Raw genomic sequence first — 18,452 nt, 5'->3', positions numbered from 1 at the left:
CCGCGTCAGGCCGCCCGCCTCGCCCCGCCCCCGGCCGCCGCCAGCGCCCTCCACACCGCCTCGGGCGTGGCCGGCATGTCGAGGTGGCGCACGCCGTCCTCGGCGAGCGCGTCCACCAGCGCGTTGACGAACGCCGGCGGCGAGCCGACCGCCCCCGCCTCGCCCGCGCCCTTGACGCCGAGCGGGTTGGTCTCGCAGGGGATTTCCAGCAGGTCCACCTGGATGTCGGGCAGGTCGTCGGCGCGCGGGAGCGCATAGTCCATGAAGCTCGCGGAGAGGAGCTGGCCGCTGTCGGGGTCGTAGGCGGCGCGCTCCAGCATCGCCTGGCCGACGCCCTGCGCGACGCCGCCGTGCACCTGCCCGCGCGCGATCAGCGGGTTGAGCGGGTGGCCGAAGTCGTCGGCGACGACGTAGCGCACGATCTCGACGCGGCCGGTGTCGGGATCCACCTCCACCTCCGCGACGTGGCAGCCGTTCGGGAAGGTGTGGGCCTGGATCTGCGCCTGCTCCGCCGCGTCGAGCTGCGTCGCGGCCTCGCCGCGCGCCGCCTTCTCGCGCTGGATGCGGGCGAGGGTCAGGATGTCCACCGCGCGGTCGGTGCCGGCCACGGCGAACCGCCCCACGCCGCCGGCGGCGGAGAACTCGATGTCGGCGACCGCGGCCTCGAGGTGCTCGGACGCCGCCCGCTTCCCCTTCTCCACGACCGCAGCGGCGGTGACGAGGATCGCCTGGCCCTCCGAGTAGAGGCTGCGCGCCCCGCCCGTGCCGCCGCCGCTCGGCAGCGAGTCCGAATCGCCCTGCACGATGCGGATCTTCTCCATCGGGATGCCGAGCTCGTGGCTGGTGAGCATGGCGTAGGCGGTCTCGTGCCCCTGGCCCGTGCTCTGGGTGCCGACGACGACCTCGACCATGCCGTCCGCGGCGAAGCGCACGGCGGCGCGCTCGGTCGGGTCGCCGCCGGTCGCCTCGAGGTAGTAGGCGAGGCCGATGCCGCGCCGCCGGCCGCGCCGCGCCGCCTCCGCCCTGCGCGCGGGGAAGCCGGCCCAGTCGGCCTTCGCCAGCGCGGCGTCGAGGACCCGGGGGAAGTCGCCCGAATCGTAGCGCTGCCCCATCGCGGTGACGAAGGGCATGGCATCCGGGGGCACCATGTTGCGTCGGCGCAGCTCCACCCGGTCGATCCCGAGCTCGCGCGCCGCCGTGTCGATCAGGCGCTCGACCAGGTAGTTGCTCTCCGGCCTGCCGGCGCCCCGGTAGGCGTCCACCGGGACGGTGTTGGTCAGCACGCCGATCACCCGCGCGTGGACCGCCTGGAATCCGTAGACGCTCGCCAGCACCTTGGTCCCCGCCCCGGTCGGGATGAACGGCGCGAAGGTGGAGAGGTAGGCGCCCATGTTCGCGAGGTTGCGCGTGCGCAGCGCGAGGAACCGCCCGTCCTTGTCGAGCGCGAGCTCGCCCTCGGTGACGTTGTCGCGGCCGTGGGTGTCGGCGAGGAAGGCCTCGGTGCGCTCGGAGGTCCACTTCACCGGGCGCCTCAGGCGGCGCGCGGCGAAGCAGACCAGCACGTGCTCGGGATAGAGGAAGAGCTTCATGCCGAAGCCGCCGCCGACGTCGGGCGTGATGACGTGGAAGCGGTCCTCCGGCAGCCTGAAAACCGCGTTGGCGAGCAGGCCGCGCACCAGCCAGGAGCCCTGCGTGTTGGCGTAGAGCGTGAACCGCCCGCCGCGGTCCTGCTCGTCGTAGAGGGCGAGGGCGGCGCGCGCTTCCATGCTGGCGACGACGACGCGGTTGTTGACGACGCGGAGCCGCGTCACGTGCGCGGCCTGCGCGAACAGCGCGTCGGCCTTGGCCCTGTCGCCGGCCTCCCAGTCGAAGCAGACGTTGTTCCGCGCCGCGTCCCAGACCTGCGGCTGGCCGGGCTCGGTCGCGGTGGCGAGGTCGGTGACGGAGGGCAGGACCTCGTAGTCCACCTCGACCGCCTCGGCGGCGTCGCGCGCGGCCTTGGCGGTCTCCGCGACGACGAAGGCGACCGGGTCGCCGACGTACCGCACGCGGTCCTCGGCGAGGGCGTAGTGCGGCGTGTCGGCGCGCGGCGTGCCGTCGGCGTTGCGCAGGGGGATGGCGCAGGGCAGCTCGCCCAGGCCCTCCGCCCGCAGGTCCTTCGCGGTGAAGACGCCGAGCACGCCCGGCAGGGCTGCGGCCGCCGCCGTGTCGATGCGCAGGATGCGGGCGTGCGCGTGCGGGCTGCGCAGGACGACGCCGTGGGCCTGGCCGGGCAGCGCGATGTCGTCGGTGTAGCGCCCGCGGCCGAGCAGGAGTCTCGGGTCCTCGATCCGCCGGACCGGCTGGCTCAGTCCGAACTTCGCCATGTTCGCTCGCTCCCCCGCGTGGAAAGGGACCATCGGGTCTCCGTCGCCGCATCATCCGCCAGGTCCGGCGTCGCCGCCAAGGGGGGCACGGAGAGATGACGCGCCTCCCGGCGGTGAGGCGCCGGCCGTCGCCCCGTCCGCGGTTCATTCGGCCGGAAGCTGCTCCCGCCTCGCCGGGTGCCGGCGCAGGCCGCGCTTGACCCTCTCGCGCGCGGTCTGGAACACGGCGTAGAGCATGGGGATGAAGAAGATGCCGACCAGCGACGCCGCCAGCATGCCCCCGAACACCGGCGTGCCCACCGCGCGGCGCGACAGCATCGCCGCCCCGGTCGCGAGCACGAGCGGCACCAGCCCCAGGGTGAAGGCGAGCGAGGTCATCATCACCGCGCGGAAGCGCAGCCGCGCCCCGGTCACCGCGGCCTCGCGGATCGGGAGGCCGCGCTCGCGCGCCTCCTTGGCGAACTCGACGATCAGGATGCCGTTCTTCGCCGCCAGGGCGATCAGCACGACGAGCCCGATCTGCGCATAGACGTCGAGGCTCATCCCCGCGACGAGGATCGCGAGGAAGGAGCCGAGGCCGCCGACCGTGACCGAGAGCAGCACCGGCACCGGAATGGTCCAGCTCTCGTAGAGCGCGACGAGGAACAGGTAGGCGAAGAGGATGGCGAGGCCGACCAGGAAGCCGGTCTGCCCGGCGGCCTGCTTTTCCTGGTAGGCGGTGCCGGTCCACTCGTAGCCGTAGCCCGCGGGCAGCACGCGGGCCGAGATCTCCTCCATCGCCGCCAGCGCGTCGCCGGAGGAGACGCCCGGGCGCGGTGCCCCGTTGATCAGCACGGAGCGGTAATTGTTGTAGCGGCTGATGGTCTGCGGGCCGACGACGACGCGCACGTCGGCGAAGGCGCGCAGCGGCACCATCTCGCCGTTCCGGTTGCGGACGTGGATGCGCCAGATGTCGGGCACGTCGTCGCGGTCGGTGGCCTCGGCCTGGACGTTGACCTGCCAGGTGCGCCCGAACAGGTTGAAGTCGTTGACGTAGAATCCGCCGAGCGTCGCCTGCAGCGCGGTGAAGATGTCGGCGATGCGCACGCCGAGCGCCTGCGCCTTGTCGCGGTCCACGTCGAGGAACAGGCTCGGCGTGGTCGGCGAGAAGGTGGAGAAGACGGCGGCGAGGCGCGGGTCCTGGTTGGCCGCGACGACCAGGCCGAGCATGGTGGCGCCGAGCTCGGCCGGGTCCCGCCCCTCGAAGTCCTGGAGCTGGTAGTCGAAGCCGCCGCCGGTGCCGAGGCCGATGATCGGCGGGATGTTGAAGGCGAAGACGTTGGCCACCCGGATGCCCTGCGCCGCGCCGAACACCTGCCCGATCGCGGCGAAGACCGAATCCTGCACCCGCGTGCGGTCCTCGAAGGGCCTCATCCGCGCGACCATGAAGGCGGAGTTGGGCTGCGCGCCCTGGTCGATCAGGCTGAAGCCGACGATGGCGAGGACGTGCTCGATCGCCGGGTTCCGCCTCAGGATCGCCTCCACCTGCTCGACCGCGGCGCGGGTGCGCGCGACCGAGGCACCCTGGGGGAGCTGGACCTGGACGAAGAAGGCGCCCTGGTCCTCCTGCGGCAGGAAGCCCTGCGGCGTGCGCGCGGCGAGGCCCCAGATGCCGGCGCCCACCACCGCGATCAGCAGCAGCGAGAGCGCGGCGACGCGCGTCAGCCGCGCCACGATCCAGGCGTAGCCGTCGCGCACCGCGTCGATCCCCCGCAGCACGTGGCGGATCGGACCGCGCCGCGGCCCGTGGCGCGGCCGCAGCACCAGCGCGCAGAGCGCGGGCGAGAGGGTGAGCGCGTTGACCGCCGAGATCAGCATCGCCACCGAGATCGTGACCGCGAACTGGCGGAACAGCACGCCGGAGACGCCCGGGATGAAGGCGACCGGCACGAAGACCGAGAGGAGGACGAGGGTGATGGCGATGATCGGCCCGGTGATCTCGCGCATCGCCTTGCGCGTCGCCTCGGCCGGCGGCAGGTCGGGGTTCTCCTCCATCACCCGCTCGACGTTCTCGACGACGACGATGGCGTCGTCCACCACGATGCCGATCGCGAGCGCGAGGGCGAGGAGCGAGATGGTGTTCGCCGTGTAGCCGACCGCGAGCAGCACCGCGAAGGTGCCGATCAGGCTCACCGGGACCGCGATGGTCGGGATCACCGTCGCGCGCAGGCTGCCGAGGAAGAGGTAGACCACCAGCACGACGAGGACGAAGGCCTCGAGCAGCGTCTTGAGCACCTCGCGGATGGTGTCGGAGACGAAGTCCGAGGTGTCGTACACGACGAGGTGCCGCACCCCCTCGGGGTAGCGCTCGGAGAGGCGCGCCAGCGTGTCGCGCACCGACCGCGCCACCTGCACCGCGTTCGCGCCGGGCGAGAGGTAGACGCCCATGGTCACGGTCGGCCGGCCGTTCAGGCGGCTCTCGGTGTCCATGCTGGCCGCGCCGAGCTCGACGCGCGCCACGTCGCGCAGGCGCAGGACCGAGCCGTCGGGATTCGCCCGGATCACGATCCTGCCGAACTGCTCCGGCGTGGAGAGGCGGCCCTGGGTCTGGATGTTGAGCTGGAACTGCTGCTCCTCGCCCGTGGGCTGCGCCCCGATCCGCCCGACCGCGGCCTGCACGTTCTGCGCCTGGATCGCGGCGATCACGTCCTGCGGCGTGACGTTGAGGCTGATCAGCCGGTCCACCTCGAACCAGATCCGCATCGAGTAGTCCATCGCGCCGAACAGGTTCACCTGGCCGACGCCGGGCACGCGCGCGAGGGTGTCGAGGATGTTGATCGTCGCGTAGTTGGACAGGAACAGCCGGTCGTGCTCGCCGCTCTCCGAATAGAGGGCGAGGAACTGCAGCACGGCGGAGGACTGCTTGCGCACCGTCACGCCGTTGCGCTGCACCTCCTGCGGCAGCCGCGCCATCGCCGCCTGCACCCGGTTGTTGACGTTGACGGTGTTGACGTCCGGGTTGGTGCCGAGGGCGAAGGTGACGCTCAGCGTGTAGCTGCCGTCGTTGCCGCTGTTGGAGCGCATGTAGAGCATGCCGTCCACGCCGTTGACGGCGCTCTCGATCGGCTGGGCGACCGTGGTCTCGACCACCGCGGCGGAGGCGCCCGGGTAGCGCGTGGTCACCGAGACCTGCGGTGGGACGATGTCCGGGAACTGGCTGACCGGGATGCGCAGCATCGCGATCAGCCCCGCCAGCGTCGTCACGATCGCGATGACGATGGCGAGCCGCGGGCGGGCGATGAAGACGGAGGAGAGCATCGGCGCCGTCCGCGCCTCAGCCCCGCCGGCCGGCCGCGGCGGGGCCGGGCGGCCGCGCGCCGCCGGCGGCCGCCGGCGGGCCCGCCGGCGCCGCGGGGGCGGGATCCACCGGCTGGCCGGGGCGGACGCGCTGCAGGCCCTCGGCGATCACGGTCTCGCCGCCGGAGAGGCCCTCCTCGACCACCGCGACCTCGGCGGTGCCGCGGCCGAGCCGCACGTTGCGGCGCTCCGCGCGGTTCCCCTCGCCGACGACGAAGACGAAGCTGCCGCCCTGGTCCTGCAGCACCGCCGCGCGGGGGATGACGACCGCCTGCACCGGCTCCGCCCCCTCGAGGAAGACGGTGACGAACTCGCCGTCGATCAGCTCGCGGGCGCCGGTGCCGCGGGCGGTCCCGGCCGGCGCCCGGTGCGGCGGGTTCGGGATCGCCGCGCGCACCAGGATCGTGTCGGTGTTGCGGTCGAGCTGGGTGTCGATGAAGTCGATCCGCCCCGCATGCGGGTAGAGCGTGCCGTCGGCGCGCTGCACGCGCACCACCGTCGCCCCGAGGCCGCCGCGCGCGTCGTAGCGGCTGCGCAGCTCGAGCGACTGCCGCTGGCTGACGTGGAACGCCACCCGCATCGGGTCCTGGCTGACGATGGTGGCCAGCGGCTCGCTCTGCGGCCCCACCACGTTGCCCACGGAATAGGTCGAGCGGCCGATCTTGCCGTCGATCGGCGCGGCGATCTCGGTGTAGCCGAGGCTGATCTCGGCGACGCGCACGGCCGCCCGGGCGGCGAGCACGCCGGCGTCGGCGGTGCGCTCCTGCGCGATGGCGTTGTCGAGCTGCGCCTGGGTGCCGGCGCCGCTCGCGCGCAGCTCGCGCGCGCGGGCGAGCGCGACGCGGGCGTTCTCGAGCGTCGCCTGCGCCGAAGCGAGGTTGGCGCGGGCCTGCTCGAGCTGCGCCTCGTAGGGCGCGCGCTCGATGCGGAACAGCGGCTCGCCGGCCCGCACCTCCTGGCCTTCCTCGAACAGGCGCTCCTCGAGAAAGCCGGTGATGCGGGCGCGCAGATCCACGCGGTGGATCGCCTCGATGCGGCCGACGAACTCGGTCCGTTCGGTCACGGGGCGGCGCTCGGCGGTGACGACGCCGACGGCCGGCGGTCCCGCCGCGCCGAACTGCGCCATGGCCGGGCCCGCGAGGAGGCCGGCGGCGAGGAGCAGGCAGACGAGCAGCGCGCGGAACGGAGCGCGCGCCTTGACCGGAGGCATGGCCCGGAACTCCCAAGCGGACGCCGCGCCCATGTTGCGGTGCGGCGACAAAGGTCAAGCGGCGGGCGCCGGATCCCGCCGCCCCGAGGCGCGACGCCCGCCGGCGCATCGCGTCGCGCCGGCAGGGAGCGCCCGCGCCAGCAACCCCGCCGGCATGCCGGCGGCGAGGGGCGCGAGGCCGCGCACCCGGCGCGCGGCAAGCGCGCCATTCCTCCCTCGCACGGGCCGGGCGGGGCGCGGAGCCGGACCGCCCGGAACGCCGGCAGCCGTCCCTCATAGCCGAGGGGCGCCGACTTCACCAGATCGCCGCGCGGCCGGCTGCGCGGCGTCGCCGCCGCGTGCCTGCGGGTCGCGCGGCGGGGGCACCGCCCACATCGTCCAGGGCGCGCGGGAGGCCGCGGCTCATCGGCGCCCCCCGCCGCGGCGCGACAGCAGCAGGAAGGCCGCGGTGCACAGCACGAGGGCGAGGACGAAGCTCGCGATCGCCGCCCCGATCCCGCCCGAGGCCGCGGCCGCGCCGGAGATCGCCTGCAGCGCGGCCGCCCCGCCGAAGTAGGCGATGTTCATGGCCGAGAGCGCGCGCCCCGTCTGCTCCGGCGCCACCGCCGCGCGCACCATCGGGAAGGCGAGGACCTGCGAGCCGATGGCGAGGCCGAAGCCGACCAGCAGCGCCCCGTCGAGCGCCGGCGGAAACGGCCCGAACGGCCCCCCCGGGCCGCCCGCCAGCAGCAGCACGAGCAGCCCCGCGGCGGCGAGGTGCCCGCCGGCGAGCAGCGCCCGCTCCCGCCCGCCCGACCGCCGCGCCACCCAGCCGGCCAGGGCAGGCCCCACCGTCATCGCGACGGTGCAGGCGAGCAGCAGGTTGCCCGCCGGGATGCGGGGCATCCCTTTCACCTCCATGAGCCACGGCCCGCCCCACAGTCCGCGCACGCCGAGCACCGCGGCGAAGCTCGCCAGCGCCAGCACCATCGGCGCGCGCAGCCGGCGCGACAGGCCGAGCGCGACCACCTCCCGCGCATCGGCCCACACCGTGTGTCGGGGATCGCGCCGCGGCGGTGGCGCCTCGCGCACGATCAGGGCGATGAGGAAGGCGGCCAGCGCGGCGAAGCCCGCGGCCGACCAGTAGCCGGCGCGCCAGCCGCTCGCCTCGACCAGCCAGGCGAGGGGGCTCGCCGAGAGTAGCATGCCGGTGTTGCCGATCGTCGTGATCAGCCCGGACCACAGGCCGAAGCGGGCGGGGCTCAGCGTCTTCCCGGCGTAGGTCATCGGGCACATGAGCATCCCGCTGCACCCGACGCCGAGCACGGCCTGCGCCAGCGCCATGCCGAGCGGCCCCGGCGCCACCGCGGCCAGCGCCGCCCCCGCCGTCGAGACCGCGAGGAGGACCAGCGCGACCGGCTTCACCCCGTAGCGGTCGAGTGCCACGCCGACCGGCACCATCGTCGCGGCGAAGGCGAGGGGGAAGATCCCGGTGATGGCGCCGAGCTCGTCCGCGGCGATGCCGAGGTCGCGCTGCAGCACGTCCGCCGCCACCGCGGGCAGGGTCCGCACCGCGTTCGAGAACACATGGCCGAGCGCGAGCACGACGATGGCGAGGGCCAGGGCGCGCGAGGCGGGCCCGGCGGCGGCCGCCGCTGCAGGGAGGCCCATGCCGCGCGCTCAGTTCCGGAACATCTTGCCCGGGTTGAGGATGCCCTTCGGGTCGAGCGTCGCCTTGAGGCCGCGCATCACGGCGAGCGCCTCCGGCCCGTGCTCCCGCTCGAGGAACTCGCGCTTGCCGAGGCCGACGCCGTGCTCGCCCGAGCAGGTGCCGCCGAGGTCGAGCGCCCGCGCGACGATCTTCCGGTCGAGCGCCCAGGCGCGCTCGATCTCCGCCGGGTCGTCGGGGTTGACGACGATGCAGGTGTGGAAGTTGCCGTCGCCGACATGGCCGACGATCGGCGCCACCAGGCCGGACTCCTCGATGTCCCGCTTGGCGCCGAGCAGCGCCTCGGCGAGGCGCGAGATCGGCACGCAGATGTCGGTGGTGACGCTGCGCGCGCCGGGGCGGAGCGCGATCGCCGCCCAGTAGGCGTCGTGGCGCGCCTGCCAGAGGCGGTTGCGGCTCTCCGCGTCGGTCGCCCAGGCGAAGCCGGTGCCGCCCGCCTCGGCGGCGATCGCCTCGACCGCCTCCGCCTGCTCCTTCACCCCCGCCGGCGTGCCGTGGAACTCCAGGAACAGGGTCGGCAGCGTCCGGAAGCCCTCGAGCCTCGAGTGGCGGATGCAGGCGGCCATCTGCACCTCGTCGAGGATCTCGATCCGCGCGACGGGGATGCCGGACTGCATGGTCGCGATCACCGTCCCGACCGCCGCCGCCAGGGTGGGGAACTGGCAGACCGCGGCGCTCATCGCCTCAGGGATGCCGTGCAGGCGCAGCCGGACCTTGGTGATGACGCCGAGCGTGCCCTCCGAGCCGATGAACAGCCGCGTCAGGTCGTAGCCGTTCGCCGCCTTGCGCGTGCGTCCGCCGGTCGTGATCACGCGCCCGTCGGCGAGCACCACCTCGAGGCCGAGCACGTTCTCGCGCATGGTGCCGTAGCGCACGGCGTTGGTGCCGGAGGCGCGCGTCGCGCACATGCCGCCGATGGTGCAGTGGCTCCCGGGATCCACCGGGAAGAACAGCCCCCGGTCGCGCAGGAAATCGTTGAGCTGCTGGCGCGTCACGCCGGGCTCGACCAGGCAGTCCATGTCCTCGGCGTTGACCTCCAGCACCGCCGTCATGCGCGAGAGGTCGAGCGAGATGCCGCCGCGCACCGGCGTGACATGGCCCTCGAGCGAGGTGCCGGCGCCGAAGGGGACGACCGGCACGCCGTGCTGGTGGCAGAGGGCGAGGATGCGGCTCACCTCCTCCGTCGTCGCGGCGAAGGCGACCGCGTCGGGCAGGTGGGGCGTGGTGGTGTCCTCGCCGCGGCTGTGCTGCTCGCGCACGGCGGCGCCGGTGGAGAGGCGCTCGCCGAGCAGCGCGCGCAGCGCGGGGATCACGGCGTCGGCGGGGCGAAGGGCGGCAGTGGCGGTGCTCATCCGGCGTCGGGCTCCTCCCGCCGCAGCGGGCAGGTCAGGCAGTGCGGGCCGCCGCCGCCCGCGGCGAACAGCGAGAGGTCGGGGTCGAGGACCTCGAGCCCCTCGGCGCGCAGCGCGGCGTTGAGGCGGGCGCTGGCGCGGGCCGATACCACGCGGCCGGCGCCGAGGGAAAGGATGTTGCCGGCGAGCGCCATCGCCTCGCGGTAGGTGGTGGGCAGGACGCGGATCGCCCGCGCGCGCAGCCAGGCGAGGAAATCGTCCGGCAGCGCCTCGGTGCAGGCGACGGCGAGGCCGGGCGCGGCCATGCAGAAGAGCAGGTCGAGGTGGAGGAAGTGCTCGTCGAAGGGCTCGATCCGCACCTCCCAGCCCTCCGCGCGCAGCCAGCCCGCGAACTGTTCCGCGCCGGCGCGGTCCGTGCGCCCGCCGGAGGCGCCGACCACGGCGAGGCCGGGCCGGAGGATGTGCACGTCGCCCCCCTCCAGAGTGCCGGCGGAGGACAGGCGCCACATCGCCGAGCCCTGGGCCTGGTGCCATTCCAGGTGATGCGCGTACTCGCCGCGCCGCTGCGGGCGCTCGAGCTGGCAGAGCACGGGCCCGCGATGCGTCACCACCACCGGATCGCGCGTATAGGCCATGTAGGGCAGGTGCGGCTGCGGCGGCAGCCGGTGCACCGTGGCGCCCGCCCGCGCCAGCGCGTCGCACAGCTCCGCGTGCTGCGCGGCGAGGGCGGCGCGCCCGGGCTGGCGGCCGGCCCCCAGGCTGCGGCGGGCGACGGCGTTGGTCGGAAGCCACCGGTAGTGGTCCGGCGGACAGACCAGCACCTCGGCGAGCCGCCCGGTCTCGGAGGCGACGGTCCAGTTCGGCATGGCGGTCCGCAGGGTGGGCCGCGCGGCGCCCGTCGTCCAGCGCGGGGGGCGGAGCGGGCGCGCCGCGGTGCCGGCGCGGGCCGGCGGCGTCAGCGGGCGGGCGCGCCGTGCCGCGGCCGGGCCTCGATGCCGAGCGCCGCGAAGGTCGCGTCCACCGCCTCTGCCCAGCCGCGGTTGGCGGCCGGGCTGGCCGGGCTCGGATGCAGGATCTGCCCGATGCTGACCGCCCGCGCGCGCCCCGGCCCGGCCTGGTCGCCCGCCAGCACCGCGCGCAGCCGCCGCTCGGCGAAGCCGCCGATGCCGATCGCCCATTGCGGCGCCAGCGCCGCCAGCGCCGCGGCGAGGTGGCGATCGCAGGCCTGCTGCACCGCCCGGAGCGCGTCCGCCGGCAGCCGGTCCGGCGTGAGGTTGCGCCCCGACGGCTCGAGGAAGACGAGCGGGCAGTAGTTGAGCACGAACCACTCCGCGAAGAACGCCTCCGCCGTCCCGAAGCGCGCCGCCGCCCAGCCCCACAGCCTTCGCCCGCTCACCTCCGAGCGGGCGCAGGCGAAGCCCTCGACGGGCCGCCTGGGGTGCTGGCGCTCCGGCCGCGCGACCGGGGCGCGGATGCCCATCCAGTCGCGCACCGCGGCGACCTCGCCGAAGGGCACGCCCGTCTGCATCATGCCGAACGGGCCCGGATTCATGCCGAGCAGCACCACGCGCTTGCGCGTCGCGCCGTAGCGCGTGACGTACTCCTCGTAGGGCGCCCAGGCGTAGCGGTGGGGGTCGTACACATGCGCGACCGGGGGCGCGAACCCGATCGGGGCGAGGGCGTCGGAGAGCGCGCGCGCCGCACCGAGCAGCGCGGCGGCGACCGGCGTCGGGTCGGGCATCCTGGGCTCGTCCTGCGGTCGGATGGGGGAAGCGGTCGCCGCCGAGGGCGCCTCCGGGCCGGACGCCGCGCTCAGCGGCCCTCCGGCGGCGGGACGCCGATGTTGTCGAGCAGCCGCACGCGGCCGAGTCGCGCCGCCGCGACCAGCCGCGCCGGCCGGTCGCCCAGCGCCTCGATCGGCCGCAGCGACTCCGCCTCGACCAGGGCGAAGTAGTCCACGGCGAAGCCGGCCGCGGCCAGCGCCGCGGTCGCCTCGGCCAGCACCGGCGCCGCCGGCCCGCCCGCCGCCAGCGCCGCCGCGGCCTCGCGCAGCGAGGCGGCGAGGAGCGGCGCCCGCGCCCGCTCCTCGGCCGTGAGGAAGCGGTTGCGCGAGGAGAGCGCCAGGCCGTCCGCCTCGCGCACCGTCGGCACCGGCTCGATCCGCACCGGCAGGTCGAGGTCGCGCACCATCCGCCGCACCACCTGGAGCTGCTGCCAGTCCTTCTCGCCGAACAGCGCGACCTCGGCGCCGGTCTGCAGGAACAGCTTGGCGCAGACCGTCGCGACGCCGCGGAAGTGGCCGGGGCGGTGCGCGCCCTCGAAGCCCTCGGCCGGCGGCCCCGCGACCTCGACGACGGTGACCGAGCCGGGCGGGTACATCGCCTCCACGCTCGGCAGCCAGACGAGGTCGCATCCCGCCCCGCGCAGCTTCGCGAGGTCGCCCTCCTCGTCGCGCGGATAGGTGGCGAGGTCCTCGTGCGGTCCGAACTGGAGGGGATTGACGAAGATCGAGACGGCGACGACGGGCGCCGCCCGCCGCGCCGCCGCGACCAGCGCCAGGTGCCCGGCGTGCAGCGCCCCCATGGTCGGCACCAGCGCCAGGGCGCCGCCGCCTGCCGCCGCGCGCAGCGCCGCCGCCTCCCGCCGCAGCGAGTCGAGATCCCGGGCAATCCGCATGGTGAGCCGTCGCCTCCGCCGTGCGGGGCTAGATTCCCCGCCCGGCGTCCGCCGGCAAGGCGTCCCGCGGCCCGGCCGTGCGGAGGCGGGGCTTTGCAAGCCGGGGCGGCCGTGCTCTAGCGTCCCGGCCGATGTCCATCCCCGGGGGAAGCGATGCCGAACAAGGTCAAGGACGCCTGGAAGGCCGGCCAGGCCGTGGTCAACGGGTGGCTCGCCATCCCCAGCGCCTTCAGCGCCGAGATGTACGCCCAGGCCGGCTGGGACAGCGTGACCGTGGACATGCAGCACGGCGTGCAGGACTACCTCTCCTGCGTCGCCTGCTTCCAGGGCATGCAGCGCGTGCCCGGCCTGGTGCCGATGGTGCGCGTGCCCTGGAACGAGCCCGGCATCATCGGCAAGGTGCTCGACGCCGGCGCCTACGGCATCATCTGCCCGATGGTGAACACCGCGGCCGAGGCGCGCGCCCTGGTGCAGTACTGCAAGTACCCGCCGCAGGGGACGCGCAGCAACGGCCCGATCCGCGCCGCCCTCTACGGCGAGGCGACCAGCTACCAGGCGACCGCCAACGACGAGGTCCTCGTCATCCCGATGATCGAGACGCAGCAGGCGCTCGACAACCTGGAGGCGATCCTCGACGTGCCGGGCATCGACGCGATCTATGTCGGCCCCTCGGACCTCGGCCTGTCGCTCGGCCTCGCGCCGAAGCTCGACCGCGAGGAGCCGGAGGTGCTGCGCATCTACGAGCGGCTGCTGAAGGAGACGGCGAAGCGCGGCATCGCCGCCGGCCTGCACAACGGCACGGCGGCCTACGCGCACCGCATGATCAAGATGGGCTTCAGGCTGGTGACGATCGCCAACGACGTCGGGCTGATGGTCAACGCGGCGCGCGCGGCGGTGAAGGAGGCGCGCGGCGGCTGAGCGCGGGCGGGAAGGGCGGGAGGCATCCCGCCCGGCCCCGCCGCCTCGCGCGGTCCGGCGCGGTCCGCGCCCCTCAGCGGGTCCGCAGCCCGCGCCCCCGCACCACGGCGCCCTCGCCGAACCTCGCCCGCAGCGCCTCCACCGCCGCCCAGCGCGCCGCGCGCCGCGGCGCCTCCGGGTCGGCGAGGTCGCCGCGGTCCGCCTCCGCCGCCGGCGCCAGCGGCTGGGCGCCGATGCCGACCAGGCGGAAGGCCGTCCCGTCCGCCTCCTTCCGCAGCAGGGGCTGCGCCGCCTCGAACAGCGTCTCCGGCAGTCGCGTCGGCGCGGGCAGGCGGGCGTGGCGCGTGCGCAGCGCGAAGCCCGCGGTCTTGAGCTTCAGGACGACGCCGCCCGCGGCCAGCCCCTTCTCCCCCAGCCGGCGGGCCAGCTTCTCGCACAGGTGCCAGAGCGGCCGCTCCAGCTCCGCCGCCTCGCGCAGGTCGCGCTCGAAGGTGGTCTCGGCGCTGATGCTCCTGGCCTCGCGCTCCGGGCGCACCGGCCGCGGATCCTCGCCGCGGGCGCGCGCCGCCAGGCCCGGCCCCTCCTCGCCGAAGCGGGCGAGGGCCTCCCTGTCCGACAGCGCCTGGAGCTGGCCGAGCCGCGTCACCCCCGCCGCCGCCAGCCGCCGCGCCAGCACCGGGCCGACGCCGGGCAGCAGCGTCGCCGGCTCCGGCGCCAGCAGCGCCGCCGCCTCCGCCCTGCCGATCACGGCGAAGCCGCGCGGCTTGTCGCGTTCCGCCGCGATCTTGGCGAGCAGCCGGTTCGGCGCCAGGCCGATCGAGACCGTGACGCCGACCTCGCGCTCCACCCGCAGCGCGAAGCGCGCCAGCACCGCGGCCGGCGGCGCGCCGTGCAGCGCCTCCGTGCCGGCGAGGTCCATCACCGCCTCGTCGATCGAGAGCGGCTGGACGAGCGGCGTCAGCGCCTCCATCAGCGTGCGGATGCGCCGGCCCTCGGCCGCGTACTTCGCCATGTCGGGGCGGATCACCACCGCGTCCGGGCAGGCGCGCAGCGCCTGGAACATCGGCATGGCGGAGCGCACGCCGCGGGTGCGCGCGACGTAGCAGCAGGCCGCGACCACGCCGCGCCTCATCCCGCCCACGATCACCGGCCGGGCCAGCAGCTCCGGCCGGTCGCGCTTCTCGATCGCGGCGTAGAAGGCGTCGCAGTCCACATGCGCCACCGTCAGGCGCAGCAGCTCCGGGTGCCGCACCAGGCGGTGCGAGCCGCAGGAGGGGCAGGCCGCGAGGTCCTCCGCCGTGACCCTCAGGCAGTCGCGGCAGAGGGTGGCCATCTCACGTCGAATCCCACAGCCGCGCCGCGCCGAACACGCCGCTCGAATCGCCGTGCCGGGCCTGCAGGACCGGCGTGCGCACCACGTCGCTGAAGACGTGCGGCGCCATCAGCGCCGGCACCCGCTCGTAGAGGTGCCTCATGTTGGACACCCCGCCGGCGAGCACGATCACGTCCGGGTCGAGGATGTTCACGATGCCCGCGAGCGCCCGCGCCAGCCGGTCCGCGTGGCGCTCCAGCGCCGCCGCCGCCCGCGCGTCGCCGGCGGCCGCGCGCGCGGGCACGCCGGTCGCGTCCCGCGCGTCCGGCCCGTCGCACTCCATGGCCAGGGCCGGGCCGCTGACGAAGGTCTCGATGCAGCCGAGCCGCCCGCACCAGCAGCGGCGCCCCGGGAATTCCTCCGGCGTCATCCAGGGCAGGGGGGTGTGGCCCCATTCGCCGGCGACGCGGTTCGGGCCCTCCAGCAGCCGCCCGTTCACCACGATCCCGCCGCCCACGCCGGTGCCGAGGATCACCGCGAACACCGTCCCGTAGCCCGCCCCCGCGCCGTCCGTCGCCTCGCTCATCGCCATGCAGTTGGCGTCGTTGGAGAAGCGCAAGGGCCGGCCGAGCCGCGCCTCCAGGTCCTCGGCCAGGGGCTTGCCGTTCAGGGCGACCGTGTTGGCGTTGCGGACCAGGCCGGTCGCCGGGCTGAGGCTGCCCGGGATGCCGATGCCCACGCTCGCCTCGCCCGGCGCGGCGCCGAGCTCGCGCTCCGCCGCCTCGACCATCGCGGCGATCCGCTCGATCACGCCTTCGTAGGTCGGCGGGGTCGGCGCGCGGCGGCGCAGCAGGACCTCGCCCGCTGGGCCGAGCACGGCGATCTCGGTCTTGGTCCCGCCCAGGTCGATGCCGATTCTGAAGCGCCGCATGGCGGCAGGGTGCGGGCCGGCGCGCGCCTCGGCAAGGGCCGCGACGCCGCCGGAAGGCTGGACGCCGCCCCGCCCCGGTGTTGGAGTCCGCCGCGCCATGTCCGAAACCCTCCTCGACCTGCGGGGCCTCTCCTGCCCGCTGCCCGTCCTCAAGGCCAACAGGGCGCTGCGCGGCCTGGCGCCCGGGGCCCGCCTCGTCGTGCTCGCCACCGATCCCGCCAGCGTGAAGGACTTCCAGGCCTTCTGCCGGGAGACCGGCCACGCCCTCGTCGCGTTCAGCGAGGATGCCGGAGGCGTCTATCGCTTCACCCTGCGCCGGCGCGGCGAGGAGCCGTCGGCGCCGCCCTCCCCCGGCCGGGAAACGCCGCCGTGAGCGTGCTGCTGCTGACCCATCGCGCCTGCCTCGACCACGACCCCGGCCCCTACCACCCGGAATGCCCGGACCGGCTGCGCGCGGTGCTGCGCGCCCTCGACGCGGAGGAGTTCTCCGGGGTCATCCGCGGCGAGGCGCCGCGCGCCACGGTCGAGCAGCTCTGCCGCGTGCATCCGCGCAACTACGTCGAGGCCATCCTCGCCATCCGGCCCGAGCCGGACGACCGCGTCGCGCTCGACGCCGACACGCTGATGTCCTGGGGCTCGGCCGAGGCCGCGCTGCGCGCCGCCGGCGCCGCCTGCGCGGCGGTGGACGCGGTGATGGGGGGGCAGGCGCGCCGCGCCTTCTGCGCCGTCCGCCCGCCGGGCCACCACGCGGAGCCGGCGCGCCCGATGGGCTTCTGCCTGTTCTCCAACGCCGCCGTCGCCGCGCGCCACGCCCAGGCGGCGCACGGCATCGCCCGCGCGGCGGTGGTGGATTTCGACGTCCATCACGGCAACGGCACCCAGGCGGTGGCCGAGACCGACGCGACCCTGTTCTACGGCTCCTCGCACCAATGGCCGCTCTATCCCGGCACCGGCGATCCCCGCGAGCGGGGCGTGGCGGGCAACGTCGTCAACGCCACGCTGCCGCCGGGCGCGGACGGCGAGGCCTTCCGCGCCGCCTGGCGCGAGCGGATCCTCCCTGCGCTCGACGCGTTCGCGCCGGGGCTGCTGGTCGTCTCCGCCGGCTTCGACGCCCATGCGCGCGACCCGCTGGCGCAGCTCAGGGTGCGCGAGGCGGATTTCGCCTGGCTGACGGCCGAGCTGTGCGCCGTGGCGGAGCGGCATTGCCGCGGGCGCGTGGTCTCGCTGCTGGAGGGCGGCTACGACCTCGAGGCGCTGGGGGCTTCCGCCGCCGCCCACCTGCGGACGCTGCTGCGGGCCTGAGCGGCCCGGGCGCGCGGGCGGCCAGGCCGGCGGCCCCGCCTGATGACCGATCGACGCGGCCGCGCTATGCCGCGCGCCTTGGCCGCGGCCGGCCGATCCCGGTATCCTGACGGCCGAGCCTGGAGATTCGGATGCAGGAGCCGCCCGCAAGCCCCGCCGTGCCGCCGCAGGACCCGCCGGACATCGCCGCCCTGTCCTTCGAGGAGGCGCTGGCCGAGCTGGAGACCATCGTCAAGAGCCTGGAATCCGGCCAGCGCCGGCTCGAGGAGTCGATCGAGGCCTATGAGCGCGGCGCCGCGCTGCGCCGGCACTGCGAGCGCAAGCTCGCCGAGGCGGAGCAGAAGGTGCAGGCGATCGTCGAGGGGTCCGCCGGCCCGACCCTGCGCGAGGTCGAGTAGCGGCAGGAGCACGCGCGCGATGGACGCCATCCGGGGCGAGGCGAGGCAGGTCGCCCTCCGCGCCGCGCTCGCCGAGGCGGCGGCGGAGATCGAGCAGGCGCTCGACGCGCTGCTGCCGCCGGCCGCGGGCGACGAGGCGCGGCTGCTCGAGGCGATGCGCTACGCCGCGATGGGCGGCGGCAAGCGGCTGCGCGGCTTCCTCGTCCTCGAGGGCGCGCGCCAGTTCGGCGTCGCCCGCGCCTCGGCGCTGCGCGTCGCCGCGGCGATCGAGATGGTGCACGCCTACTCGCTGGTGCACGACGACCTGCCGGCGATGGACGACGACGACCTGCGCCGCGGCAAGCCCACCTGCCACCGGGCCTTCGACGAGGCCACCGCGATCCTCGCCGGCGACGCCCTGCAGGCCCACGCCTTCACCGTGCTCGCCGAGGAGGACACCCACGCCGACCCGGCGGTGCGCGCCGAGCTGGTGCGCTGCCTCTCCCGCGCCGCGGGGCCGCGCGGCATGTGCGGCGGCCAGATGCTCGACATGCTGGCCGAGGAGCGCGCCGCGCCGCTCGACGAGGCGGCGATCGGCCGGCTGCAGCTCCTCAAGACCGGCAAGCTGATCGAGTTCGCCGCCGAGGCCGGGGCGATCCTCGGCAAGGCGCCGGGGCCGCTCCGCCACGCCCTCGCCGCCTACGGGCGCGAGCTCGGCGCCGCCTTCCAGATCGCCGACGACCTGCTCGACGCGACCGCGACGGCGGAGGAGATCGGCAAGCGCACCGGCAAGGACGCCGGTGCCGGCAAGGCCACCCTGGTCGGCCTGCTCGGCGAGGCGCGCGCCCGCGCGCAGGCCGAGCGCCTCGCCGAGCAGGCGCGGCGGCACCTCGACGCCCTGGGCGAGCGCGCGGACCTGCTGCGCGCGCTCGCCGCCTATGCCATCCATCGGAGGAACTGACCG

Annotated in this window: 15 protein-coding genes; 5 read left to right on the top strand and 10 right to left on the bottom strand. The window is 75.4% G+C overall.

Annotated elements, in window-relative coordinates:
• Window positions 1-5: 5 nt before the first annotated feature.
• The 8 genes from IEX99_RS02025 to panC all read right to left on the bottom strand — a co-directional run bounded on the left by IEX99_RS02025 (window position 6) and on the right by panC (window position 12,648).
• Window positions 6-2,366, bottom strand: coding sequence for a xanthine dehydrogenase family protein molybdopterin-binding subunit (locus tag IEX99_RS02025; protein ID WP_188897891.1), 2,361 nt, complete (start codon window positions 2,364-2,366; stop codon window positions 6-8).
• A gap of 144 nt (window positions 2,367-2,510) precedes the next feature.
• Entirely contained in the window at window positions 2,511-5,663 is a 3,153-nt protein-coding gene (locus tag IEX99_RS02020) for an efflux RND transporter permease subunit (protein WP_188897889.1), read from the bottom strand.
• Between the two features lie 16 nt (window positions 5,664-5,679).
• On the bottom strand, window positions 5,680-6,912 hold the full coding sequence (locus IEX99_RS02015; RefSeq protein ID WP_229677745.1) for an efflux RND transporter periplasmic adaptor subunit: 1,233 nt from the start codon (window positions 6,910-6,912) through the stop codon (window positions 5,680-5,682).
• Window positions 6,913-7,314: 402 nt separating this feature from the next.
• Window positions 7,315-8,562 carry an MFS transporter gene (locus IEX99_RS02010; protein WP_188897885.1) on the bottom strand — a complete coding sequence of 416 codons (1,248 nt, stop codon included), beginning with the start codon at window positions 8,560-8,562 and terminating at the stop codon, window positions 7,315-7,317.
• 9 nt (window positions 8,563-8,571) lie between these two features.
• Window positions 8,572-9,972: an FAD-binding oxidoreductase gene (locus IEX99_RS02005; RefSeq protein WP_188897883.1), complete on the bottom strand. Its 1,401-nt coding sequence runs from the start codon at window positions 9,970-9,972 to the stop codon at window positions 8,572-8,574.
• The gene (locus IEX99_RS02000) at window positions 9,969-10,838 is read right to left on the bottom strand and encodes a dimethylarginine dimethylaminohydrolase family protein (protein ID WP_188897880.1); all 870 of its coding nucleotides are present in this window, start codon (window positions 10,836-10,838) and stop codon (window positions 9,969-9,971) included. Before IEX99_RS02000 ends, IEX99_RS02005 begins: the two co-directional genes overlap by 4 nt.
• Window positions 10,839-10,927: 89 nt before the next feature.
• Window positions 10,928-11,713, bottom strand: coding sequence for a uracil-DNA glycosylase family protein (locus tag IEX99_RS01995; RefSeq protein ID WP_188897879.1), 786 nt, complete (start codon window positions 11,711-11,713; stop codon window positions 10,928-10,930).
• A gap of 71 nt (window positions 11,714-11,784) precedes the next feature.
• Complete coding sequence (gene panC, locus IEX99_RS01990) at window positions 11,785-12,648, bottom strand: pantoate--beta-alanine ligase (protein WP_188897877.1); 864 nt, start codon at window positions 12,646-12,648, stop codon at window positions 11,785-11,787.
• Between the two features lie 153 nt (window positions 12,649-12,801).
• Between panC and IEX99_RS01985 the strand changes: the two genes are divergently transcribed.
• Window positions 12,802-13,566 carry an HpcH/HpaI aldolase family protein gene (locus tag IEX99_RS01985; RefSeq protein ID WP_188897875.1) on the top strand — a complete coding sequence of 255 codons (765 nt, stop codon included), beginning with the start codon at window positions 12,802-12,804 and terminating at the stop codon, window positions 13,564-13,566.
• 73 nt (window positions 13,567-13,639) lie between these two features.
• Here the strand turns inward: IEX99_RS01985 and IEX99_RS01980 are convergent, their stop codons facing one another.
• A complete protein-coding gene (locus IEX99_RS01980) occupies window positions 13,640-14,899 on the bottom strand; it encodes a DNA polymerase IV (protein ID WP_188897873.1) in 1,260 nt (419 codons plus the stop codon).
• 1 nt (window position 14,900) lies between these two features.
• On the bottom strand, window positions 14,901-15,809 hold the full coding sequence (locus tag IEX99_RS01975; protein ID WP_188897871.1) for an ROK family protein: 909 nt from the start codon (window positions 15,807-15,809) through the stop codon (window positions 14,901-14,903).
• 97 nt (window positions 15,810-15,906) lie between these two features.
• On the opposite strand from IEX99_RS01975, the gene IEX99_RS01970 reads away from it, so the two are divergent.
• From IEX99_RS01970 to IEX99_RS01955, 4 genes are all read left to right on the top strand, one after another.
• Window positions 15,907-16,182 (top strand): sulfurtransferase TusA family protein, encoded by a 276-nt coding sequence (locus tag IEX99_RS01970; protein ID WP_188897869.1) that lies wholly within the window; start codon window positions 15,907-15,909, stop codon window positions 16,180-16,182.
• Window positions 16,179-17,111: a histone deacetylase family protein gene (locus tag IEX99_RS01965; RefSeq protein ID WP_188897867.1), complete on the top strand. Its 933-nt coding sequence runs from the start codon at window positions 16,179-16,181 to the stop codon at window positions 17,109-17,111. The genes IEX99_RS01970 and IEX99_RS01965 overlap by 4 nt, the downstream gene beginning before the upstream one ends.
• A 131-nt stretch (window positions 17,112-17,242) precedes the next feature.
• Complete coding sequence (locus IEX99_RS01960) at window positions 17,243-17,509, top strand: exodeoxyribonuclease VII small subunit (RefSeq protein ID WP_188897865.1); 267 nt, start codon at window positions 17,243-17,245, stop codon at window positions 17,507-17,509.
• 19 nt (window positions 17,510-17,528) lie between these two features.
• Window positions 17,529-18,449, top strand: a complete 921-nt coding sequence (locus tag IEX99_RS01955) for a polyprenyl synthetase family protein (protein WP_188897863.1) — start codon at window positions 17,529-17,531, stop codon at window positions 18,447-18,449.
• Window positions 18,450-18,452 lie beyond the last annotated feature (3 nt).

Origin of the sequence: Caldovatus sediminis (genome assembly GCF_014644455.1) — a bacterium.
GTDB classification, from domain to species: domain Bacteria; phylum Pseudomonadota; class Alphaproteobacteria; order Acetobacterales; family Acetobacteraceae; genus Caldovatus; species Caldovatus sediminis.
This window is presented reverse-complemented; position numbering and strand designations above follow the sequence as displayed.

Excerpts from the sequence above, each read along its gene's own strand:
- IEX99_RS02025 (WP_188897891.1), bottom strand. The coding sequence starts at position 2,366 with ATGGCGAAGTTCGGACTGAGCCAGCCGGTCCGGCGGATCGAGGACCCG.
- IEX99_RS02020 (WP_188897889.1), bottom strand. The coding sequence starts at position 5,663 with ATGCTCTCCTCCGTCTTCATCGCCCGCCCGCGGCTCGCCATCGTCATC.
- IEX99_RS02015 (WP_229677745.1), bottom strand. The coding sequence starts at position 6,912 with ATGCCTCCGGTCAAGGCGCGCGCTCCGTTCCGCGCGCTGCTCGTCTGC.
- IEX99_RS02010 (WP_188897885.1), bottom strand. The coding sequence starts at position 8,562 with ATGGGCCTCCCTGCAGCGGCGGCCGCCGCCGGGCCCGCCTCGCGCGCC.
- IEX99_RS02005 (WP_188897883.1), bottom strand. The coding sequence starts at position 9,972 with ATGAGCACCGCCACTGCCGCCCTTCGCCCCGCCGACGCCGTGATCCCC.
- IEX99_RS02000 (WP_188897880.1), bottom strand. The coding sequence starts at position 10,838 with ATGCCGAACTGGACCGTCGCCTCCGAGACCGGGCGGCTCGCCGAGGTG.
- IEX99_RS01995 (WP_188897879.1), bottom strand. The coding sequence starts at position 11,713 with ATGCCCGACCCGACGCCGGTCGCCGCCGCGCTGCTCGGTGCGGCGCGC.
- panC (WP_188897877.1), bottom strand. The coding sequence starts at position 12,648 with ATGCGGATTGCCCGGGATCTCGACTCGCTGCGGCGGGAGGCGGCGGCG.
- IEX99_RS01985 (WP_188897875.1), top strand. The coding sequence starts at position 12,802 with ATGCCGAACAAGGTCAAGGACGCCTGGAAGGCCGGCCAGGCCGTGGTC.
- IEX99_RS01980 (WP_188897873.1), bottom strand. The coding sequence starts at position 14,899 with ATGGCCACCCTCTGCCGCGACTGCCTGAGGGTCACGGCGGAGGACCTC.
- IEX99_RS01975 (WP_188897871.1), bottom strand. The coding sequence starts at position 15,809 with ATGCGGCGCTTCAGAATCGGCATCGACCTGGGCGGGACCAAGACCGAG.
- IEX99_RS01970 (WP_188897869.1), top strand. The coding sequence starts at position 15,907 with ATGTCCGAAACCCTCCTCGACCTGCGGGGCCTCTCCTGCCCGCTGCCC.
- IEX99_RS01960 (WP_188897865.1), top strand. The coding sequence starts at position 17,243 with ATGCAGGAGCCGCCCGCAAGCCCCGCCGTGCCGCCGCAGGACCCGCCG.
- IEX99_RS01955 (WP_188897863.1), top strand. The coding sequence starts at position 17,529 with ATGGACGCCATCCGGGGCGAGGCGAGGCAGGTCGCCCTCCGCGCCGCG.